Origin of the sequence: Sphingomonas sp. UYEF23 (assembly GCF_040546165.1) — a bacterium.
Taxonomy (GTDB): domain Bacteria; phylum Pseudomonadota; class Alphaproteobacteria; order Sphingomonadales; family Sphingomonadaceae; genus Sphingomonas; species Sphingomonas glacialis.
On record NZ_JBEPNG010000005.1, the window covers coordinates 211,865 to 236,169 of the forward strand.

The 24,305-nt window shown below is 65.4% G+C and carries 7 protein-coding genes and 1 tRNA gene; 6 read left to right on the forward strand and 2 right to left on the reverse strand.

Translation table 11 applies throughout. From position 1 onward, the window contains the following. Positions 1-16: 16 nt before the first annotated feature. The 6 genes from ABIB28_RS11655 (at position 17) to ABIB28_RS11680 (ending at position 23,589) form a co-directional block, all read left to right on the forward strand. Positions 17-3,658 (forward strand): Ig-like domain-containing protein, encoded by a 3,642-nt coding sequence (locus ABIB28_RS11655; protein WP_354288251.1) that lies wholly within the window; start codon positions 17-19, stop codon positions 3,656-3,658. 43 nt (positions 3,659-3,701) lie between these two features. Continuing rightward, complete coding sequence (locus tag ABIB28_RS11660; protein WP_502958240.1) at positions 3,702-17,609, forward strand: Ig-like domain-containing protein; 13,908 nt, start codon at positions 3,702-3,704, stop codon at positions 17,607-17,609. Beyond that, on the forward strand, positions 17,606-19,096 hold the full coding sequence (locus ABIB28_RS11665; protein ID WP_354288252.1) for a TolC family protein: 1,491 nt from the start codon (positions 17,606-17,608) through the stop codon (positions 19,094-19,096). The genes ABIB28_RS11660 and ABIB28_RS11665 overlap by 4 nt, the downstream gene beginning before the upstream one ends. Next, positions 19,093-20,091: an efflux RND transporter periplasmic adaptor subunit gene (locus tag ABIB28_RS11670; RefSeq protein WP_354288253.1), complete on the forward strand. Its 999-nt coding sequence runs from the start codon at positions 19,093-19,095 to the stop codon at positions 20,089-20,091. The genes ABIB28_RS11665 and ABIB28_RS11670 overlap by 4 nt, the downstream gene beginning before the upstream one ends. 163 nt (positions 20,092-20,254) lie before the next feature. Further along, a complete protein-coding gene (locus ABIB28_RS11675) occupies positions 20,255-21,442 on the forward strand; it encodes an efflux RND transporter periplasmic adaptor subunit (protein WP_354288254.1) in 1,188 nt (395 codons plus the stop codon). Next, positions 21,442-23,589: a site-2 protease family protein gene (locus ABIB28_RS11680; protein ID WP_354288255.1), complete on the forward strand. Its 2,148-nt coding sequence runs from the start codon at positions 21,442-21,444 to the stop codon at positions 23,587-23,589. The genes ABIB28_RS11675 and ABIB28_RS11680 overlap by 1 nt, the downstream gene beginning before the upstream one ends. Before the next feature lie 228 nt (positions 23,590-23,817). Here ABIB28_RS11680 and ABIB28_RS11685 read toward each other — a convergent pair. Together ABIB28_RS11685 and ABIB28_RS11690 are read right to left on the reverse strand one after the other, a co-directional pair. Then, a tRNA-Arg gene (locus ABIB28_RS11685) sits at positions 23,818-23,894 on the reverse strand. A 41-nt stretch (positions 23,895-23,935) separates the two neighbouring features. Then, entirely contained in the window at positions 23,936-24,304 is a 369-nt protein-coding gene (locus tag ABIB28_RS11690; protein ID WP_133190363.1) for a hypothetical protein, read from the reverse strand. Position 24,305 lies beyond the last annotated feature (1 nt).

Consider the following 24,305-nt stretch of genomic DNA (forward strand, 5'->3'; position numbering starts at 1 on the left):
GCTCGAACCGCGAATGATGTTCGATGGCGCAGCGATTATTACCGCGCTCGATGCCCAGACCTTCGACACCAACGCATTTGGCGGCGGCGACTTGCTGGCTAAACTGGCATTTGCAGACGCCGCGGCCGCACAATCGGCGTGGACCGCGTTCGATCCCGCGCTTCCCGCACGAGCTGTCGATAGCACGCACAGTGACAACCTTGACCAGACCGACCTGCGAGTCTGGCTACAAAGCTCGGTGGTGCGAGAGACCGGGGTGATCGTGTCGCCGGACACCACGCTGGAAGATGCTGGCGGACGGAGCTTCATCTTCATCGATTCCTCGATCAGCGATTATCAGCAGCTTGTCGAACAGTGGCGTTCGCAGGGCACGGTCGTGGTGCTCGACGCGGGCGGTGACGGCCTTGGCCAGATCGGCGATACGCTGTCGGGCTACACCAACGTCGGCGCGATCCACATCGTCAGCCACGGCGTTGAGGGGGCGTTCTTTCTTGGCTCGACTCGGGTGGACGCCGCGTCGGCGATGGGGGCCTTGGCCGGGCAGCTCAGCGCCATCGGTACGCATCTCTCGGCTGATGCCGACATCCTGATCTACGGCTGCGACGTCGGGGCGGGCCAGTCGGGCCAGGACTTGATCGATGCCATTGCCACCAAGACCGCCGCCGATGTCGCGGCCTCGATCGACGATACCGGGTCCGCGATGCGCGGTGGCAACTGGATCCTCGAAGCCAAGCTCGGCACGGTCGAGAGCACCGTCCTTACCGCCTACGACTGGCATGGAGTGCTCGCCACTGCGCTGATCTCGATCAATCCGACCTCGACCGTGCTCAAGGTCTATACCGCCGCCGGGACGGAGGTGGCGAACAGCGCGACCGGTACGGGTTTTTCGACCATCGTCGGCGCATCGCGGTCGGTCGGCATCAGTTCCGGCTATGCTGTGTGGACGAACGCCGGCACGGTCGGCGGACAAGCGGTCGATTTGCGTGCGGTGGTGGTGTCGAGCACCTTGTCCACCGACGTCATCAATTTCGACCGTCCCGTAAACACGACGAACGATCCCGGCTTCCTGCTCGCGACGGCGGGCGGGCCGACGACGGGCGTGGCCTCGGCGCAGGTGCGCTGGGAACTGGTGCTGGCTGGCACGAACACGCCGATCTCGGCGGACATCAGCTATACGATTGCCGATCTCGACGGCACCGGCGCAAACCCCAGCGCGATCACGCGCGAAAGCGTCGTCGTGTCGACCGATACGTTGACGTCGTTCCAGTCGGCGGCCGTGACCGACGTGCGCTTCACGACAAACGTGCCTGGCAGGGTCACGGCATTCGGTACGCAGAACGAGCTTGCCGCTCCGCCGCTGCCGATCTCGGCGGCCAAGTTCAACTGGACCAATACCAGCAATTGGACGATCACCTATCAGGTCGATCGCGCGGCATCGGCGCAGGCCGGCTTCACGCACGACGGCAATAGCGAGTTCGCCTTTGGTTCGGGCGGGGTGACGACCTCGATCCCGCGGCTCGATCTCGACGCAGGCGATAGCACCGCGACCGGATCAAGCTATCTCACCACGTTCGTGGAAAACGGTACCGGTATCCGCATCGCCAATACCGATGCAACGATCATGAATCCGATCGGCTCGGTCACGTCGCTGACGGTGTCGCTTGCGAATGCGCAAAGCGGTGATCAGCTGCTGATCGACGGATCCACTGCGACCTCGGGCACAGTCTCCGGCGGCATTTCCTATGCGGTCACCGGCAGCACAATCACCTTCACCGGCGCCGCCAGTTCGGCGTCCTATCAGGCTGCGCTCGGCGCAGTGACCTTCCGCAACACCAGCGAGCGGCCCGCCACCGTCGACCGCACTATCAACGTCAGTTTTGCCAATTCCACTTTCTCGTCCAACGTGGCTGTGTCGACGATCAAGGTGATCGAGGTCAACGACCTGCCGATCGCGGTCAATGACGGCCCGTTGACGACCGCCGAAGACACGGCAATCACCAACATCGCGGTGCTGACCAACGATACCGACATCGACGACAAGCCGGTTCCCGGGACCTCGACCAACAATGTGGTGGTCACCGCTGCGAGCGCGCCGAACGGCACCGTCACCATCAATGCAAATGGCACGCTGAACTACACGCCGAACTTGAATTATAACGGCACCGACACAATCAGCTACACGATCAGCGATGGTCGCGGCGGAACGTCGAGCGCGATCGTCCCGATCACGATCACCGCGGTCAACGACGCGCCGACGCCGGTCGGCGTCCTCCCGCCACGGTCCAATGTCGATGCGGCAAGTGGCATCAGCGTCGCCACAGCCTTCGCTTTTGCCGATGTCGACGGTCCGGCACTGACCTATAGCGCCGTGGGTCTGCCGAACGGCCTTTCGATCAACAGCAGCACGGGCGTTATCACCGGCACGATCGATCGATCGGCAAGTCAGGTCGCTGGAGGTGTCTACACGGTCGGCGTCACGGCCTCGGATGGATCGCTTTCCACCACGCAGAGCTTTACCTGGACGATTACCAATCCGCCTCCGGTCGCGGTGAACGACGCCGCGCTGATCGTGAACGAGGATACCGCAGGCACGACCGTGAACGTGCTTGCGAACGACCGTGATCCCGATGGCGATCCGCTCACCCTGGTTTCGGCTTCGGCCGGCAAGGGCAGCGTCGTGGTCAATGCCAACGGCACGATCAGCTATACGCCAAACGCCAATTACAACGGCAGCGACACGATCACTTATACGATCAGCGACGGCCAGGGCGGCACCGCCACGGCAACGGTTGCGGTCACGGTGGTTGCGGTCAATGACGCGCCGGTTCGCGTCGGCAGTTTGCCGCCACAGAGCAATGTCGATGCGCAGGCCGGCATCGTCGTCGCAACCGCTGGCGGGTTCAGCGACATCGACGATGCGACGCTGCGCTATGCGGCGACCGGCCTGCCGGCCGGCCTATCGATCAACACCGCGACGGGTGTGATCTCGGGAACGATCGATCGCTCGGCGAGCCAGGGCGGCAACGGGGGCGTGTACTCGGTCACCGTCACTGCAACAGATGCTGGCGGGCTGGCAACCACGCAGACCTTTACCTGGTCCGTCACCAACCCCGCCCCGACGGCGGCCAACGACAGCGCTTCGACCAGCGAGGATACGCCTGTCACGATCAACGTCCTCGCCAATGACAGCGATCCTGACCGCGACCCGTTGACCGTCGTCTCGGCGAGCGCGGCGAACGGCACGGTTACGATCAATTCCAACGGGACGTTGCTTTACGTTCCAAACGCCAATTTCAACGGCACCGACACGATCACCTACACGATCACCTACACGATCAGTGACGGACAGGGCGGCAGCTCGACCGCGACCGTCACGGTGGCGGTGGCCGCGGTGAACGACGCACCCGTCGCAGTCGGCGCGCTGCCGCCACAGGCCAATCTGGACGCCCAGAGCGGAATCACCGTGCCAACCGCGGGCGCATTCAGCGACGTCGACAACAGCACGCTGAGCTATGCCGCCACCGGCTTGCCGGCGGGCTTGACGATCAACGCGACGACCGGCGTTATCTCGGGGACGATCGACCGGTCGGCGAGCCAGAGCGGCAACGGCGGCGTCTATGCGGTGACGGTGACGGCGACCGACGCGGGGGGGGCTTAGCGCGAACCAGAAGTTTGCCTGGACCATCACCAATCCGGCGCCGATCGCGCAGAACGATGCGGTGACGATCAGCGAGGACACCTCGGTCACGGTCAACGTGCTCGCCAATGACCGCGATCCCGACATCGATCCGCTGACCGTGGTGTCGGCGATTGCGTCGGTCGGCTCGGCGGTCATTTCGGGTAACCAAATTCAGTACACGCCGCCGACAAATTTCAACGGCACGGCGACGATCACCTACCGGATCAGCGACGGCCAGGGGGGCACGGCGACCGCGACGCTGACCGTGACCGTCACCCCGGTCAACGATGCGCCAACCGCGACGCCGATAGCGCCGCGCAGCGTCACTGATGGCGCCGCGGTCTCGGTGCCGGTTGCGGGCAATTTTTCCGATGTCGACGGCAATGCGCTGAGCTTTTCCGCCACCGGCCTTCCGCCGGGGCTGAGCATCGACCCTGTCACGGGAGTGATATCGGGCACGGTCTCCAACGCGGCCAGCCAGACCAACGCCGGCGTCTACACCGCGACGATCAGCGTGTCGGATGGCAATGGCGGAACCGTTTCGCAGACGATCAGCTTTACCGTTTCCAACCCGCCGCCGGTCGCCACGAACGATTCGGTGAGCACGTCGGAAGACACGCCGGTCCGAATCGACGTGTTGGCGAACGACAGCGATCCCGATCGCGATCCGCTGACGGTCATCACGGCCGGCGCTGGCAATGGCACGGTCACGATCAACCCCGACGGCAGCTTGCGCTACGTTCCGAACGCCGATTTCAACGGCACCGACACGATCACCTACACGATTAGCGATGGCCAAGGCGGAACCTCGACCGCGACGGTCACGGTCACGGTGGCAACCGTGAACGATCCGCCGGTCGTGTCGGGCAGCATCGGCAACCAAACCAATCTGGACAGCCAAGCGATCAGCTTGCCGGTCGGCGGTGCCTTTGCCGACCCCGAGGGCGACGCGCTCGCCTTTACCGCAGTGGGGCTTCCCGCCGGGCTGACGATCAACGCGGCCACCGGCGTCATCTCGGGCACGATCGATCATAGCGCCAGCCAGTCGAACGGCGGCGTCTATTCGGTCACCGTCACGGCAAATGACGGCAAGGGCGGCAGCGTTTCGCAGACTTTCACCTGGGCGGTCACCAACCCGGCACCCGTCGCGACCGACGACAGCGCGAGCGTGAACGAGGATACCTCGGTCCGGATTCCGGTGCTTGCCAACGATCCCGATGCGGATGGCGACCCGCTGACCGTAACCGCGGCGAGTGCGGGCAATGGCACCGTGACGATCAACGCCGACGGATCGCTGCTCTACACGCCCAATCCCAATTTCAACGGCAGCGACACGATCATCTATCGCATCACCGACCGCGAAGGCGGCTTTTCGACGGCGAGCGTCACGGTGACCGTCAATCCCGTCAACGATGCACCGGTCACCAGCGGAATTCCGCCGCAAAATGGTGACGATGGGACAAATGTCTCGATCTCGATCGCATCGTCGTTCGGCGATCCCGACGGCGACAAACTCACCTTCACCGCGACGAATCTGCCCCCCACGCTGACGCTCGACCCTGTTACGGGCGTCATCAGCGGCGCGCTCGAGTCGGGCACGGCGGCGAAGGGGCCGTATGTCGTGACCATCACCGCGACCGATCCGTCGGGCGCGTCCGTCACCACCACTTTCCTCTACACGGTGCAGAACTTCCCGCCATCGGCGGTCAATGATGACGTCTCGACGCCCGAGGACGTGCCCGTCACGATCGCTGTGCTGACCAACGACAGCGATCCGAACCGCGATCCGTTGACGATCACGTCGGCCAGCGCGACCAACGGCACCGTCGTCGTCAATCGCGACGGTACGCTCACCTTCACGCCAACCCCCGACTTCAACGGGACCGCGGTGGTCAGCTATACGATCACCGACGGCAATGGCGGCTTCTCTACCGCGACCGCGACGATCACGGTCGGGCCGGTCAACGACGCGCCCGATGCCGTCACCATTCCGCCGCTCGCCAATCAGGACAGCCAGAGCACGTCGGTCAATGTCGGGGATTTCTTCTCCGACCGCGATGGCGACACGCTCGTCTTTTCCGCAGCGGGGCTCCCGTCCGGCATCGGCATCGATCCGGCTACGGGCATCTTGTCGGGAACGCTGGCGGCCAACGCCAGCCAGGGCGGCGCGGGCGGGGTCTATTCGGTCACGGTCACGGCGACCGATCCGAGTGGTCTCACCGTCAGCCGCACCTTCTCCTGGACCATCGTCAACCCAGCCCCAACCGCGACCAACGACACCGCGACCACGGCCGAGGATACGGCGGTCGCGGTCGTCGTGCTGGCCAATGACACAGATCCCGATGCCGACCCGTTGACGGTGACGAGCGCGACCGCGCTGCACGGCACGGTATCGATCGGCGCGAACGGTGTGCTGACCTATACGCCGGATGCAAACTATAACGGCACCGACACGATTACCTACGCGATCAGCGACGGCAATGGCGGCAGCTCGACCGCCGCGGTCGCGGTCACCGTGACGCCGGTCAACGACGCGCCGGTCGCGGCAAACGACAGCACCACGACGAATGAGGACGTACCCGTCACGTTCGCGGTCCTGCCGAACGACAGCGACGTCGATGGGGACACTTTGGTGGTGAGCGCGGCGACATCGCCCAACGGCACCGTCACGATCAATGCCGACGGGACGCTGACGTTCACCCCTGCCGCAAATTTCAACGGCGCCACCACGATCAGCTACACGATCAGCGATGGCAATGGCGGTCGCTCGACCGCAACGGTTGCGGTCACCGTCGCCGCGGTGAACGATGCGCCCGTCGCCAATCCGTCGACCGGCACCACGGCCGAAGATACGCCGGTCGACTTGCCGGTGCTCGCGAACGACACCGATGTCGACGGCAATGCCCTCACGGTGACATCGGCGTCGGCCGCGAACGGGACGGTTGTGGTCCTGGCCAACGGCACGGTACGCTATACGCCAAACGCCAATTTCAACGGGACCGACACGGTCACCTACACGATCAGCGACGGCCAGGGCGGTTTCTCGACCTCGACCGTGACGGTCACCGTGACCCCCGTCAACGATGCCCCCACCGCGACGCCAATCGCGCCGCAGACCGGCGCAGATGGCAGCACGATCCGCGTGCCTGTCGCGGGCAGCTTCACGGACGTGGACGGTAACACGCTGAGCTTCAGCGCCACCGGCTTGCCCGCCGGTCTGTCGATCGACCCGGCGACCGGCGTGATCAGCGGTACGATCGATCGATCGGCCAGCCAGGTTGGCGGCGGCACCTATTCGGTGGTGGTGACCGCCAGCGATGGCAATGGAGGGACGGTCAGCACGACCTTCAGCTGGACGGTGACCAACCCCGCACCGACCGCGACAAACGACAGCGCAACCACGCCCGAGGATACCCCGGTCACCGTGGCGGTGCTCGCCAACGACAGCGATCCGGACCGCGACCCGCTGACCGTGGTCAGCGCGACTTCGCCCGATGGCGTGGCGACCATCAATCCCGACGGCACGATCACCTTCACGCCCGCCGCAAACTTCAACGGCGTGGCGACGGTTACCTATTCGATCAGCGATGGCCAGGGCGGCACCTCGACCGCGACGCTGCGCATTACGGTTGACCCGGTCAACGATGCGCCGGTCGTCAAGACTCCGTTGGCCAACGTCACGCAGGCCGATGGTTCTGCTTTCTCGCTGCCAGTTGCGGGCGCATTTTCTGATCCCGACGGCAACACTTTGTCCTTTGCGGCGGCAGGCCTACCGGCCGGGCTCGCGATTGACCCGGCAACCGGCGTCATCAGCGGAACGATCGACCGCTCGGCCAGCCAAGTTGGCGGCGGCGTCTACACCGTCACCATTACGGCCAGCGACGGCAATGGCGGAACGGTCGCGACCACTTTCAGCTTCACCGTGACCAATCCCGCGCCGAGCGCGACGAACGACAGCGCGACCACGGCGGAAGACACGCCTGTGACCATCACCGTGCTTGGCAATGACAGAGACCCCGACGCCGACCCGCTTCGGATCACGTCCGCCACCTCACCCGATGGCGTGGTGACGATCAACCCGGATGGCACACTGTCCTTCGTCCCCGCCGCCAATTTCAACGGTGCAACGACGATCAGCTATACGATCAGCGATGGCCAGGGCGGGGTTGCGTCGGCAACGGTGGCGGTGACCGTCACTGCGGTGAATGACGCGCCGGTCGTTGGTACGCCGCTTCCCAACGTAGACAAGGCTGACGGCGCGCCGGTCAATCTGGCGACCGCGGGCAGCTTTTCCGACGTCGATGGCAACACGCTTACCTTCAGTGCTGGAGGCTTGCCAGCGGGCCTTGCGATCGATCCGACGAGCGGCGTGATCAGCGGCACGCTCGACCGTTCGGCCAGCCAGCTAAACGGCGGTGTGTACAGCGTCACCGTCACGGCGAACGATGGGGCGGGCGGGACCACCTCATCGACCTTCACCTTCCGCGCGAGCAATCCTGCGCCAACCGCCGTGAACGACAGCGCCACGACGCGGGAAGATACTCCCGTCACGATCGCGGTGTTGGCCAACGACACCGATCCGGACGGGGATCCGCTTCAGATCTCCAGTGCCTATTCACCCGACGGTACCGTCGTCATCAACGCGGACCGAACGATCACCTTCTTGCCGGCCGCCAATTTCAACGGCACGACGACGATCAGCTATGCGATTAGCGATGGCCAGGGCGGGACATCGACGGCCATCGTTACCGTCACCGTATCGCCGGTTAACGATGCGCCGGTCGTCGATACGCCGCTGCCCAACCAGTCCGATCTCGACGGGACGCTGGTCTCGGTCGCGACCGCGGGCAATTTCTCGGACCTCGACCGCGACACGCTCACCTTCTCTGCCGCCGGTCTGCCCGCAGGGCTGACGATCGATCCGGCGACTGGCGTGATCAGCGGCACGCTCGCCGCCAACGCAAGCCAGCTCGGCGGCGGGATTTATCGGGTTTCCGTCACCGCCAATGATGGGGCCGGGGGCAGCGCCACCTCGACCTTCGTATGGATGATTGCAAATCCGCCGCCGGTGGCCGCGAACGATGCGATTACGCTGAACGAGGATCCGGCCACCGCTGTCACCATCGCGGTGCTGGCAAATGACAGCGACCCCGACCGCGACGCGCTGACCGTCACCAGCGCGATCGCGCAGCATGGGATCGTCACGATCAACGCCAATGGGACGCTCTCCTACACGCCAAATCCGAATTACAATGGCTCTGACACGATTACCTACTCGATCAGCGACGGGCAGGGCGGCATCGCCACGGCGACGGTCGCGGTCACGGTCAATCCGGTCAACGATGCGCCGGTCAGCGCGGGCCTGCAGGGCCTGTTCAGCGTCGATTCGGGCAGCGTATCCTTCCCCGTCGGACCTGCCTTCAGCGACCTCGAGGGCGATCCGCTGGTATTTTCGGTCAGTGGGCTGCCTGCCGGCCTGACGATCGACCCGGCCACCGGCACGATCAGCGGCACGCTGGCTGCAAACGCGTCGACCGGGGGACCGAACGCGAACGGCGTCTATACGGTGTTCGTGACCGCAGCCGACGGGAATGGCGGAACGGTCACGAGCAGCTTTACGTGGACGGTGAAGAATGTCGCACCGCAGGCGAACAACGACGCGGCCACCACTGCGGAAGATACACCGGTCACGCTCAACGTGCTGTTCAACGATACCGACCCCAACCTCGACCCGCTGACCCCGACGCTATTGTCCGCGACGCACGGAACGGCTGCGTTCAACAATGACGGCACGCTGACCTTCACGCCCGACGCCGATTTCAACGGAATCGCCACGGCCACGTATCGCGTGAGCGACGGGAAGGGCGGCTTCTCGACTGCGGTGGCGACGATCACCGTTACCCCGACGAACGATGCGCCTAACGCTCGGCCGTTTCCCGATCGCAGCAACATCGACGGTGCCAGCGTTTCGCTGGCCACGTCCGGCTTCTTCAGCGATCGCGACGGTGACGTGCTTCGCTATACAGCCGCCAGTCTTCCCGACGGCTTGTCGATCGATTCAGCGACCGGGGTCATTTCCGGGACGATCGATCGCAGCGCCAGCCAGGTGGCGGGCGGGGTCTACTCGGTCAGCGTCACCGCTACCGATCCCGGCGGGCTGGCGATTACCCAGACTTTCGTGTGGGTGGTGACGAATCCGGCACCGACCGCCACGAACGACACGGCCTCCACCGCAGAGGATACGGCGGTGACGGTGACGGTGCTGACCAATGACAGCGACCCGGACGGGGATCCGCTGAGCGTGACGCAGGCAAGTGCGGGCAACGGCACCGTCACGATAAACCCAGACGGCACGCTGACCTACGTGCCCGTGGCCAATTTCAACGGCACAGACACGATCACTTACTCGATCAGCGACGGACAGGGCGGGACATCAACCGCGACGGTCGCGGTTACCATCACGCCGGTCAACGACGCACCCACGGCGGCAGCGCTGCCGGCGCGGTCCAACGTCGATGCCGCTGCCGTGTCCGTCCCGGTCGCTGTCGCTTTCAGTGACGTCGACGGCAATGCGCTAAACTACACGGCGACGGGACTGCCGTCGGGCCTTTCGATAGATCCGAACACGGGTGTGATTGCGGGCACGATCGACAAGGCTGCGAGCCAGGGCGGAGTCGGCGGCGTGTATGGCGTCACGGTTTTCGCCCGCGACGGCAATGGCGGGACGGTATCGACGAGCTTCGATTGGGTCATCACCAATCCAGCGCCTGTCGCAGCGAACGATACGGCGGCGACGACCGAGGACGTGCCGGTCACCATCTCGGTGCTCACCAACGACCGCGATCCTGATGGCGACAGCCTTTCGGTGGTGTCCGCGCGAGCAGCAAACGGTGCCGTCACGATCAATATCGACGGCACGCTGACCTACGTCCCGGCCGCGAACTTCAACGGCAGCGACACGATCACTTATACGATCAGCGACGGCCAAGGCGGCCTCTCGACCGCAACCGTCACGATCACGGTCGCTCCGGCCAATGACGCGCCGACGGTCGCCGCGCTCGCGCCACAGGTCAACGCCGACGGCGCGTCCGTTACGCTCCCCACAGCCGCATCGTTCAGCGATGTAGACGGCGATACGCTGACCTACAGCGCGGCCAATCTACCGGTCGGCCTGACCATGGATGCCGCGACCGGCGTCATCAGTGGAACGATCGATCGGTCTGCAAGTCAGGGCGGCACCGGAGGTGTCTACACCGTTACCGTCACCGCCAGCGATGGGGCCGGCGGAACCGTGTCGACATCGTTCAACTGGACGGTGACGAACCCTGCGCCCCGTGCCGCGAACGACAGCGCCTCGACCACCGAGGATGTGCCGGTCACGATCGCGGTCCTGACCAACGACAGCGATCCCGACGGGGATCGGCTGAGCGTCGCCACTGCCGCGGCCGACAACGGCACCGTCGTCATCAACCCGAACGGGACGCTGACCTACACGCCGCGCGCCGACTTCAATGGCACGGACACGATCACGTATACGATCAGCGACGGCAACGGCGGATTTTCGACAGCGACGGTCGCGCTCACCGTCGTGCCGGCCAACGATCCGCCAGTGGCTGTGGCCGATACCGCCGCGACCAACGAGGACACCCCGGTGACGCTGGCGGTGTTGCTGAACGATCGCGACATCGACGGCAATCCGCTGACCGTCACCACGGCCACCTCGCCCGACGGCTCGGTCGTGATCAATTCCGACGGGACGATCACTTTCACGCCCAACGCCGATTTCAACGGCACGGCGACGATCACCTACACGATCAGCGATGGCGCCGGCGGCACCGCGAGCGCCACGGCAACCGTGATCGTCGCTCCGGTCAACGATCCGCCGGTCGCGACCAACGATACGGCGACCACGAACGAGGACACGCCGGTCACGGTGTCGGTCCTCACCAACGACCGCGACGTCGACGCGGACACGCTGACGGTGACGTCGGCGAGCTCGCCGGACGGCCGCGTGACACTCAACGCCAACGGCACGATCACCTTCACCCCCAATGCCGATTTCAACGGCGTAGCGACGGTCGCCTATGCGATCAGCGACGGCAAGGGCGGCACCGCGAGCGCGACCGTTGCCATCACGGTGACGCCGGTCAACGATCCGCCGGTTGCCAATCCGTCGAGCGCGACCACCGCCGAGGATACGCCCGTAATCGTCGCGGTGCTGGCCAATGACAGCGACGTCGACGGTAATCCGCTGACGGTGACCGCCGCCAGTGCCGCAAACGGGACGGTGACGATCCTGCCCGACGGGACGGTGCGCTACACGCCCAATCCCGACTTCAACGGCAGCGACACGATCACCTACACGATCAGCGACGGCCAGGGCGGGTTCGCCACGTCGAGCGTCGCGGTAAGCGTGACGCCGGTCAACGATCCGCCGGTCGCGACCAACGATACCGCGACGACTGCCGAAGATCAGCCGGTGACAATCCCGGTGCTCGCTAACGATACCGATCGCGAAGGCGGCCAGCTGATCGTGACGAGCGCAAGCTCGCCCGACGGAACGGTCAAGATCAATCCCGACGGGACGATCACGTTTACTCCAAACGCCAATTTCAACGGCGCGACGTCGATCACCTACACGATCCGCGACGACGCGGGCGCCACCTCCACCGCGACGGTCGCGGCCACGGTCACGCCGGTCAACGACGCGCCGATCGCCAACCCGTCGAGCGCCACAGCGGTGGAAGACACTGCTGTTGTCGTGCCCGTGCTCGCCAATGACAGCGACCCGGACGGCAATCCGCTGACCGTCGTGTCCGCGACGGCACCACACGGGACGGTTACGATCAATGCCGATGGCACCGTGACCTACCTGCCCGATGCCGACTTCAATGGCACCGACACGATCACCTATACGATCAGCGACGGCAATGGCGGTGTCGCCACCTCCACGGTCGCGATCACGGTGGCCCCGGTCAACGACGCGCCGGTTGCCGCGAACGACGCCGCGACCACTCAGGAGGACACGCCGGTCACGCTGGCGGTGCTGCTCAACGACAGCGATGTCGATGGCAATCCGCTGACCATCATTGCGGCCACTTCGGCGCAGGGGTCGACGACGATCAATCCCGACGGAACGATCAGCTTCACCCCGGCGGCGAACTTCACCGGTGTCGCGACGCTCACTTACACGAACAGCGACGGCAGCGGCGGAACCGCGACGGCAACCGCCACGATCACGGTTCTCCCGGTCAACGATCCCCCAATCGCGGCTGCCGATCAGGCCGTAACGAACGAGGATACGCCAGTTGTCATCGCGGTGCTGGGCAACGACCGCGATGTCGAGGGTGATCCCCTGTCGCTGGTGCGCGCGACGGCCACGAACGGGACGGTGACGATCCTGCCCGACGGGACGGTGCGCTACACGCCCAATCCCGACTTCAACGGCAGCGATACGATCACTTATACGATCAGCGACGGTCAGGGCGGATTCGCCACATCTACCGTCGACGTGACGGTGACGGCGGTCAACGACCCGCCGGTAGCCGTAGCCGACACCGCGACTACGAACGAGGACACGCCGGTGACGCTGGCGGTGTTGCTGAACGATCGCGACATCGACGGCAATCCGCTGACCGTCACCACGGGCACCTCGCCCGACGGCTCGGTCGTGATCAATTCCGACGGCACGATCACTTTCACGCCCAACGCCGATTTCAACGGGACTGCGACGATCACCTACACGATCAGCGATGGCGCGGGCGGCACCGCGAGCGCCACTGCAACCGTGATCGTCGCTCCGGTCAACGATCCGCCGGTCGCGACCAATGATACGGCGACCACGAACGAGGACACCCCTGTCACGGTGTCGGTCCTTGCCAATGACCGCGACGTCGACGGCAACCCGCTGACGGTGACCGCCGCCATTGCCGCAAACGGCACCGTGGCGATCCTGCCCGACGGGACGGTGCGCTACACGCCCAATCCCGACTTCAACGGCAGCGACACGATCACCTACACGATCAGCGACGGCCAAGGCGGGTTCGCCACGTCGAGCGTCGCGGTGAGCGTGACGCCTGTGAACGATCCGCCGGTCGCCAATCCGTCGAGCGCGACCACCGCCGAGGATACGCCGGTCATCGTCGCGGTGCTGGCCAATGACAGCGACGTCGACGGCAACCCGCTGACGGTGACCGCCGCCACTGCCGCAAACGGCACCGTGGCGATCCTGCCCGACGGAACGGTGCGCTACACGCCCAATCCCGACTTCAACGGCAGCGACACGATCCGCTACACGATCAGCGACGGCCAGGGCGGGTTCGCCACGTCGAGCGTCGCGGTGAGCGTGACGCCGGTCAACGATCCGCCGGTTGCGACCAACGATACGGCGACCACGAACGAGGACACCCCGGTCACGGTGTCGGTCCTCGCCAACGACCGCGACGTCGACGCGGACACGCTGACGGTGACGTCGGCGAGCTCGCCGGACGGCCGCGTGACACTCAACGCCAACGGCACGATCACCTTCACCCCCAATGCCGATTTTAACGGCGTAGCGACGGTCGCCTATGCGATCAGCGACGGCAAGGGCGGCACCGCGAGCGCGACCGTTGCCATCACGGTGACGCCTGTGAACGATCCGCCAGTCGCCAATCCGTCGAGCGCGACCACCGCCGAGGATACGCCGGTCATCGTCGCGGTGCTGGCCAATGACAGCGACGTCGACGGCAACCCGCTGACGGTGACCGCCGCCAGTGCCGCAAACGGCACCGTGGCGATCCTGCCCGACGGAACGGTGCGCTACACGCCCAATCCCGACTTCAACGGCAGCGACACGATCCGCTACACGATCAGCGACGGTCAGGGCGGGTTCGCCACGTCGAGCGTCGCGGTGAGCGTAACGCCTGTGAACGATCCGCCGGTCGCGACCAACGATACGGCGACCACGAACGAGGACACCCCGGTCACGGTGTCGGTCCTCGCCAACGACCGCGACGTCGACGCGGACAGGCTGACGGTGACGTCGGCGAGCTCGCCGGACGGCCGCGTGACACTCAACGCCAACGGCACGATCACCTTCACCCCCAATGCCGATTTCAACGGCGTCGCGACGGTCGCCTATGCGATCAGCGACGGCAAGGGCGGCACCGCAAGCGCGACCGTTGCCATCACGGTGACGCCCGTGAACGATCCGCCGGTCGCCAATCCGTCGAGCGCGACCACCGCCGAGGATACGCCGGTCATCGTCGCGGTGCTCGCCAATGACAGCGACGTCGACGGCAACCCGCTGACGGTGACCGCCGCCAGTGCCGCAAACGGCACCGTGGCGATCCTGCCCGACGGAACGGTGCGCTACACGCCCAATCCCGACTTCAACGGCAGCGACACGATCACCTACACGATCAGCGACGGTCAGGGCGGGTTCGCCACGTCGAGCGTCGCGGTGAGCGTGACGCCGGTCAACGATCCGCCGGTCGCGACCAACGATACGGCGACCACGAACGAGGACACGCCGGTCACGGTGTCGGTCCTTGCCAACGACCGCGACGTCGACGGGGACACGCTGACGGTAACGTCGGCGAGCTCGCCGGACGGCCGTGTCACGCTCAACGCCGACGGGACGATCACCTTCACCCCCAACGCCGATTTCAACGGCGTCGCGACGGTCGCCTATGCGATCAGCGACGGCAAGGGCGGCACCGCGAGCGCGACCGTTGCCATCACGGTGACGCCTGTGAACGATCCGCCAGTCGCCAATCCATCGAGCGCGACCACCGCCGAGGATACGCCGGTGATCGTCGCGGTGCTCGCCAATGACAGCGACGTCGACGGCAACCCGCTGACGGTGACCGCCGCTACTGCCGCAAACGGCACCGTGGCGATCCTGCCCGACGGAACGGTGCGCTACACGCCCAATCCCGACTTCAACGGCAGCGACACGATCCGCTACACGATCAGCGACGGTCAGGGCGGGTTCGCCACGTCGAGCGTCGCGGTGAGCGTGACACCGGTCAACGATCCGCCGGTCGCCAATCCGTCGAGCGCGACCACCGCCGAGGATACGCCGGTCATCGTCGCGGTGCTCGCCAATGACAGCGACGTCGACGGCAACCCGCTGACGGTGACCGCCGCCAGTGCCGCAAACGGGACGGTGACGATCCTGCCCGACGGGACGGTACGCTACACGCCTAATCCCAACTTCAACGGCAGCGACACGATCACCTACACGATCAGCGACGGTCAGGGCGGGTTCGCCACGTCGAGCGTCGCGGTGAGCGTGACGCCGGTCAACGATCCGCCGATCGCGACCAACGATACGGCGACCACGAACGAGGACACCCCGGTCACGGTGTCGGTCCTTGCCAATGACCGCGACGTCGACGGGGACACGCTGACCGTCACCGCGGCTAGCTCGCCCGATGGCACGGTGGTGATCAATCGCGACGGCACGATTACCTTCACGCCCAAAGCCGATTTCAACGGCACCGCGACGATCGCCTATACGATCAGCGATGGCAGCGGGGGCACGGCAAGCGCCACTGCAACCGTGATCGTCGCGCCGGTCAACGATCCGCCGGTCGCGGTTGCCGACCGGGCCGCCACGAACGAGGGCGTGCCGGTTGTCATCAACGTGTTGAGCAACGACCGCGATGTCGAGGGAGATCGACTGTCGGTGGTGGGCGCGACCGCCCCGAACGGAACTGTCACGATCCTGCCCGATGGGACCGTGCGCTACACGCCCAATCCCGGCTTTTTCGGTACCGACACGCTCACCTACACGATCAGCGACGGCAAGGGCGGGTTCGCCACGTCGACTGCCGCTGTTGTCGTGACGCGGGTCAATACGCCGCCAGTAGACGGGGATGAGGCGATCGATGCGATCGGCGGAGTCATTTACAGCATCCCGGTGCTGGCGAATGCCAGCGATGCCAATGCGGACTCGGTCTCGCTCTTCTCGGCTACCGCCGATGTCGGGACGGTCACGATCAACCCGGACGGAACGCTCGCCTACGTCGCGCCGATCGGTTTCCAGGGCATTGCCACAATCCGCTACGTCGTCAGCGACGGTCGGGGCGGTTTCGACGTTTCGGTCGCGACGGTGCGAGTCACCCAGGCTTCGGCCGATGTGAACGCCCTGCTTGGCCTTTATCCGCAGCCCGGCATACCCGATGGCGTGCGCATGGATGGCGTCCGCGATCAGTCGCGTGACTTCATCACGATCCCGCTGATCATCGGCGATACGGTCAATGCGTTTCGCAGCTTGCACGGCACCCCCGATCTGGGCGGCGATCGTCCGCTATTGACGGCGGTGAACGGGATCAGCTGGCTGGGCGGCATGGCCGATCGGGGGCACGCCACCATGAACGCCGTCAACGACACGATACGCTACCTCGACCGCGTCCAAAATCTGCGCGACCCTGTCGACCAGATGTTCGACCCGCGCTGGGACGATTTCGCGCCGAAGGCGCTGACGGGCTTCTCGGTTCGGCACCTCGCGACCGGCAACGACCAAGTGATGATCGAGTCGATCGTCCGCGATCGCGTAATCTATATTGAAATGCGGGATGTTGGGCCGGACAATGCCTCCAGGATCACCGAATATCGGTTGCGGATGCGCGACGGATCGCGGCTGCCCGAGTGGGTGACGATGGACCAGCGTGGCCTGGCGATCGTCGAGCGTCCGGCCAATGCCGAGGAACTGCACCTGGTCGTCCGCGCGATCCGCGGCGACGGTCATACGATCGACATTCCGGTCATCGTCCAGGGTGCGACCGGCGAGATCCAGCTCGATGTCCCGATCGCCGACAAGCAGATCGGCGCGGCCGAGCCCCTGTCGCGCACGCTGCTCGCGGCGCGCACTGCTTCTCAACGTGAAGCCGCCACGCTGGCGGATGCATTTTCAGATCATGCGCAAGGAATGACGCAATGAACGTCTTGAAACTCGCTGGGTTACCGCTGCTTGCGCTCGTCGCGGGTTGCGCGGTGAAGCCCGAACCGCTGACCGTTTCACAAATTGCCAAAACCGCGGACCGCAACTTTGCGCTGGTCGATGCCGAGCAGGAACCCGTGACTGGGCCAATAGACCTCTACGAGGCAATGGCACGCGCGCTGAAGTACAATCTCGATTATAAGGTCGAGATGATGAACAACGCGCTGAAGGTCCGTGAGCTGGACCTTTCGCGCTACGATATGCTGCCGCAATTGGTTGCGAACGGCGGCTATGCGGGGCGCAGCAATTTTTCCGGGGCGAGCTCGCTGTCGCTGCTCAGCCGCCGGCAGTCGCTCGAACCCTCGACCTCTTCCGAAAGGAATGTCTTCACCGGGGACTTGACGCTCAGCTGGGACGTCCTTGACTTCGGCCTGTCCTACGTTCGCGCCAAGCAGCGTGCCGACGAGGTGATGATTGCCGAGGAACAGCGGCGGAAGGTGTCGTCTCGGATCATCGAGGACGTACGCACGTCTTATTGGCGTGCGGTCAGCGCCGAACGGCTGCTGACCAAGCTGCAGACGCTCGAGAATTCGGTATCCACCACGCTCACCAACTCGGAACGTCTTGCCGAACGCCGCCTCTCGGCACCGCTCACCGCGCTTACCTATCAGCGCGAATTGGTCGATATCCAAGCGCAGGTTCGCCGCCTGCAGCGCGAACTGGTCATTGCCAAGGCGCAGTTGGCGGCGCTGATGAACCTGAAGCCCGGAACGCAGTTCAGCTTGGTCTTGCCCGACCGCGACAGCGCGCTTCCACCGATTCGTCAAAGCGGCGAAGAGATGATGATGGCCGCGTTGCACAACCGGTCGGAACTGCGCGAGGTCAGCTATCGCCAGCGGATCAATGCCAAGGAACTCGACGCCGCGCTGCTCCGCGCACTGCCCAGTTTTCGCGGCATCGTCGGCGCGAACGTGGATTCCAACAGTTTCTTGTTCAACCAGGACTGGATCCAATGGGGTGCACGCGCAAGTTGGAACGTCCTGAACGTGTTCCGCTACCCGGCGCAAAAGAAGGCCGTGCGGGCGCAAGACGATTTGCTGCAGCAGCGTGAACTCGCGCTGACCATGGCTGTCATCACGCAGGTTCACGTCGCGCGCGCGCGCTATGCGCATCTTACCGCGGAACTGGAGACCGCGGCGCATCAGATGTCGGTGCAGGGCAAGATCATGAACCAGATCCAGGCCGGATATCGGGCGGGTGCAATGAGCCAGCAGACCGAGTTGCGCGAGGAGATGAACACGCTCGTCGCCGAGGTTAAATACGACATCGCTTATGCCGACGCTCAGAATGCGTATGCCAATTTGTACAGCTCGATGGGCGTCGACAGCTATGGCGCCGACCTTACCGGGCGGGAGAATGTACAGACTATGTCCGCCTCGCTGGCATCCTTATGGAACGCGCGAATGAGTGCATCGGTGCCGAAATGAAGCTTGATTCCGTGATTCCGGCTGCGCCTGTCGAAGGCGCTTCTCCTCCGTCCCGCCGGCCCTGGGTGCTGGCGGCGCTCGGCGTCGCTGGCGCGGCGGTGCTCGGCTATGTGGCAGGCGCGCAGCGCGATGTCGAAAAGTTTCCAGAAGAGACGGTCGCGCCAGTCAAGGCCGAACCGGCCAAGCCCGCCGTCATCGCCCGCCCGGCGCCGCTTCCCGTCGTGGAGCGGATCCGTGGCGTGGTGAATGCCTCCAGCGAATCGACCGTGGCATCGCGTATGACCGCGCGAATCCTCGCAATGCCGTTCGGGGAGGGCCAGGCCTTCGGGGCTGGCGCGGTATTGGTGCGCTTCGATTGCTTTTCCACCGAGGCCCAGCTGCGCGCCGCGCAGGCAGCCTCTGCGGCCTATCGCAAGACCTATGAAACGCAGGTCGAACTCGACAGGTATGAAGCGACCGGAAAGAATGAGGTTGCGGTCAGCCGCGCCAATCTCGGCAAGGCCGATGCCGAGGCCAAGGCGGTTGCGGCGCAGATGTCCGACTGTGCAGTGCGCGCGCCGTTTGCGGGCAAGGTGGTCGAGCAGATCGCACGGCGCAACGACATCGCCGCCAGTGGGCAGCCGCTGCTCAAAATTCAAAGCGGGAGCTCGGTTGAGATCGAGATGATCGTCCCGAGCCGCTGGCTCACGTGGATCGGCCACGGTGCGCAATTCACCTTCATCATCGATGAAACCGGCAAATCGGTGCGAGCGCGCGTGCAGCGGCTCGGTGCTGCGGTCGATCCGGTCAGCAAGTCGATCAAGGTCACCGGCGTGATCACGAGGCCAGACGGCCTGATCCTCGCCGGCATGAGCGGCTCGGCGGTCTTCGACGACGCCCGCGCCGGACAGGGGGGGCAGCCGCTCAACGCGTCGGCCAAAACCGAACCGCCTGCGATCGACCCGGTTCCGACCGGCATTGCCCCCGCGGGGCCAGCGCATGACAAGCGCGGCTGAGGCGGCGCTCCCGATTCCCCTGCGTGTCGAAGGGGGCGCTACCGGGTCGCTGAACGCTCTGATGCAGTTCGAGGGTGAGGTGCGCCGCCAGCCGAGCGTATCCGAACTATGCTATCTCGTTGCCAACGATTTACGCCGAATCGTGGCGTACGACCAGGCCTTCGTGCTGCGCGAGGCGATGGCTGGAACCAAGCTCCAGGTGGTCTGCGCGTCCAGCATCGCAATCGTCGACCGCAATGCGCCGTTGATCCAGGCAGTGGAGTCCTGTCTTGCAGCGCATCTTGCCGATACGTCTACGCCAAACCCGGCAAGCCTTGATCCTGCGCTCCTGTCGGACGACCCGGCGCTCGCCGAATATCCGTTCCACGCATGGCATTGGCAACCGCTTGTCGACCGCGCGGGAAGGACCTTCGCGGGCCTGCTCCTCGCCCGCTCCACGCTATTCGATCCCCGCGAGGCGACGCGGATCGCCCGCGCCGGCGAGACCATCGCGCATGCCTGGCTGGCGCTGACCGCAAACCGTCCGGTGCGCAAGCTGTGGCTGCCGACGCACCGCCAGCGCCGCTGGCTGCTGGTGGCGGCGGCGGTGATCGCGTTGTTCCCGGTGCGGATGAGTGTGCTGGCGCCAATGGAGGTGGTCGCGTCGCGGCCCTACATCGTTTCGGCGCCGTTCGCCGGCGTCATCCGCGAGATTGCGGTCGCGCCAAACACGAAGGTCCGTCAAGGACAGCCTGTGCTGGTGTTCGAGGACGTGAAGGTCCGCAACGAACTTGCGCAGGCAGAGGAGCGGCTGGCGGTCGCGAAAGCTAAGCTGGAACGCGCGACCAGCGCAGCCTTTGCCGACGCCACGCAAGCGCATGACATTGCCCAGCTGCAGGCCGAGGCTGATCTCGCGCGATCCGATTATGGCTATGCCCAGGACGTGATGGCTAAATCGCAAGTGCTCGCCCCGCGCGCGGGGATGGTGCTGTATAGCGACCGTCGCGACTGGGAGGGGCGGGCCGTCAATGTCGGCGATCCCATCGTCCAGATCGTCGATCCCCGCGGTGTCGCCTTCCACGTCGAGCTGCCCGCCAAGGAGCAGCTGCGACTGAGCGCCGGCGCGCCGATGCAGGTGTGGCTCGATGCGGAGCCGATGTGGGCGCTGCAAGGTCGCGTGGTCTCGGCGAGCTATCAGGCCCGCCCCACGCCCGAGGGCGTTCTGTCCTTTGCGGTGATCGCCCGGCCGGAGGGTGCGCCGCCGCGCATCGGGTCGCGCGGCACCGCCAAGCTGTACGGAAGCTGGGCGCCGCTCTCGTATGCGCTTCTACGCAGGCCGATCGCCGCGCTGCGCCAGACGATCGGGCTGTAATGGCGTCGCTGGCTGCGCCCGTGCCGGTTTCCCTGCCACCGCTGCGGCAAGAATTGCGGATCGAGCCCGGCACGCCGCTGATCGGAGGGGCGCCGGGCTGGACCTTGTTCGATCCCTTGCGGCACGCCTTCTATCGTCTCGGGCGGATCGAACATGCGATCTTTGCGTGCTGGGCGCGCGGCTCGTTCGCCGAGCTTGGCGATGCGCTGGCGGCAGAGGGGCTGGACGATACAGATGCCAACCGCGCCTTGCAGCGCGTCGTCGCCTTTTCGCTCGAGCACCAGCTGGTCGTAACGCCGATGGGGGATGTCGTCGCGGCGATGCAGGATCGCCGCGCCGAGCTGCGTCGTGCGTGGTGGAAGTGGATGCTCGACAATTATCTGTTCTTCCGCGTTCCGTTGGTCCGCCCCGCGGCCCGGCTGGAGGCGGCGATGCGGTGGTTCAAGCCGCTGTGGTCGGTCAAGACGCTGTGGTTTTTCGTCGCGCTGGTGCTCTTCGACCTGATCATGGTGGCGCGCCAATGGGATGTCTTCGCGACCTCCTTCCTCTATTTCTTCAGCTGGCAGGGGGTGCTCGTCTACGCGCTCGGCCTGTCGGCGGTGAAGGTCATCCACGAGCTCGGGCATGCGCTGACCGCGACCCGGTTCGGTTGTCGCGTGGCATCGATGGGAGTCAGTTTCCTCGTGATGATGCCGGTGCTCTACACCGATACGACCAGCGCCTGGCGGCTGCGGTCGCGGCGCCAGCGCATCGCGATCGACTGCGCCGGAGTCGCGGCGGAGCTGATCACCGCAGCCCTGTGCACCTTCGTGTGGCTCTGGCTTCCCGACGGCGCGCTGCGCAGCGCGATGTTCGTCCTCGCCACATCCAGCTGGATCCTGAGCTTGTTCATCAACCTCAGCCCGCTGACGCGGTTCGACGGCTATTACGTCCTGTCAGACCTGCTCGGCGTACCCAATCTCCAGGCCCGATCCTTTGCCTTCGGGCGCTGGCAAATGCGCGAGCTCCTGTTCGGTTTGCACCATGCGCCCCCCGAGGAGATGCCGCCGCGGTTGCGCCTGTTCCTTGTCGGCTACGCGTGGCTGACCTGGATCTATCGGATCGTGCTGTTCTTGGGCATCGCACTGCTGGTCTATCATTTCTTCTTCAAGCTGGCGGGCATCTTGCTGTTCACCGTCGAGATCGGAGTGTTCATCGTGCGCCCCATCGTTGCCGAATTGCGCGCCTGGATCGGTCTGCGCGGGGACGTCGTGCGAAGCTCGCGCGGTCGTTGGACGCTGGGCCTGACGGGGCTGGCGCTGGTCGCACTGGTCCTGCCGCTCGACCGGCATGTAACCGCTCCCGCGGTGCTCGCGCCGATCGAGTCGGAACCGCTCGTCGCCGGGGATGCCGCGCGGATCGACGCGGTGCGAGTCACCGACGGGCAATTGGTCCGTCGCGGTCAGATAATCGCCGAATTGAGCGCACCTGCATTGCGCGCCAGCCAGAAAGGGAGTGAGGCCCGCATCGCAGGGCTCGAAACGCGGCTCGCGCGATCGAGTGCAGATCGCGTCGATCTGTCCAACCGCTCGGTGATCGAACGAGAGCTTGCCGCCGAGCGAGCGCGGCTGCAGGGGGCCGGGGAAATGGCGGAGCGGCTTGTGCTGCGCGCGCCGATCGACGGAATTGTCGCCGACCTGCGCGCCGAGATCCACGTCGGACGCTGGGTCGGCGGCGGCGAGGTCGTCGCGCGAATCGTCAGCCGTGACCGGGCCGACATTCAGGCCTATATCGGCGAGACGGGACTTGCGCGTATCGAAGAGTCCGCGCGTGGGCGGTTTGTGCCCGACGATGTCGCGCGGTCCGCTCGATCGGCAAAGCTGCTCGAGATCGGGCGGGCGGCGGTGCAATCGCTCGACCAGCCGCTGCTCGCATCGATCAACGGCGGGCCGATTGCGGTGAACTCCGACACGCAGAACCATCTGAAACCCCGCGAGGCGCTCTATCGTCTGCGTTTCCTCGCTGCGCTCGAACGGTCGAATCGAAGCCCAGCCTTCATCCAGCCCATCCCCGGGCGAATTATCATCGATGCCGATCGTCGCAGTGTCCTGGACGATGCGCTGCGCTGGCTGATGCGGTTGGTGCACCGCGAAGCTTCTATCAGTTGAGCCAAAAGCCGACGCCCCTGGGCAATTTGCGCGCACCGGCTCTAACCATCGTTCGGGGCCGGCGATGCCCTGCTCCCGGCGGGACGCCGGAATGGTAGCAGGCAGACCTTCGCGCCGGCGGCCAGCCCCGCTCGGCCAAGCCGCTTATTCATTTCGGGCGGGTTGCACGGCGAGCAGGGGTACCGGTTGCGTGCTGTAACGACGCTCACCTCGCACGGCGGAAACCTTTGGTGCACCCGACTGGATTCGAACCAGTGGCCTCTGCCTTCGGAGGGCAGCGCTCTATCCAGCTGAGCTACGGGTGCCTGGAGCTCCGACTAGCAAAGCCCGCGCGGTGACGCCAGCCCTAGTTGCGCGCGAGCGTCACGGGCTGGAATTGGCCGAGGCCGCATGTCGCGCCGGGCGACAAGGCGGCGCCCGAATACAGCACCGTTATCGTATCCGTCGAACACAACTGGCTGAGGCTCGTCGCGTAGCTGAAGCGCTCTTCGAACCCGAGGCTCGGGCAGGCGAAGGGCAGGGTGTTGCGATAGGCGACCTTGCCGCTCGTGATGAAATCGATCGTGCGGTCGTCGCGCACGTGCGTTTCGCGGATCGATGCGAGGGGGATACAGCTTTGCGGCACACCCGCAGGCGTCGCGGCGGGGGTGCGGTCGCGTGCGACGCTCGGGGCGGCGAAGGCGGCGAGGGTGAGGGCGGCGAACAGCAGGCGCATG

Coding starts and splice junctions, on each gene's coding strand:
- ABIB28_RS11655 (WP_354288251.1), top strand. CDS start 17: ATGTTCGATGGCGCAGCGATTATTACCGCGCTCGATGCCCAGACCTTC.
- ABIB28_RS11665 (WP_354288252.1), top strand. CDS start 17,606: ATGAACGTCTTGAAACTCGCTGGGTTACCGCTGCTTGCGCTCGTCGCG.
- ABIB28_RS11670 (WP_354288253.1), top strand. CDS start 19,093: ATGAAGCTTGATTCCGTGATTCCGGCTGCGCCTGTCGAAGGCGCTTCT.
- ABIB28_RS11680 (WP_354288255.1), top strand. CDS start 21,442: ATGGCGTCGCTGGCTGCGCCCGTGCCGGTTTCCCTGCCACCGCTGCGG.
- ABIB28_RS11690 (WP_133190363.1), bottom strand. CDS start 24,304: ATGCGCCTGCTGTTCGCCGCCCTCACCCTCGCCGCCTTCGCCGCCCCG.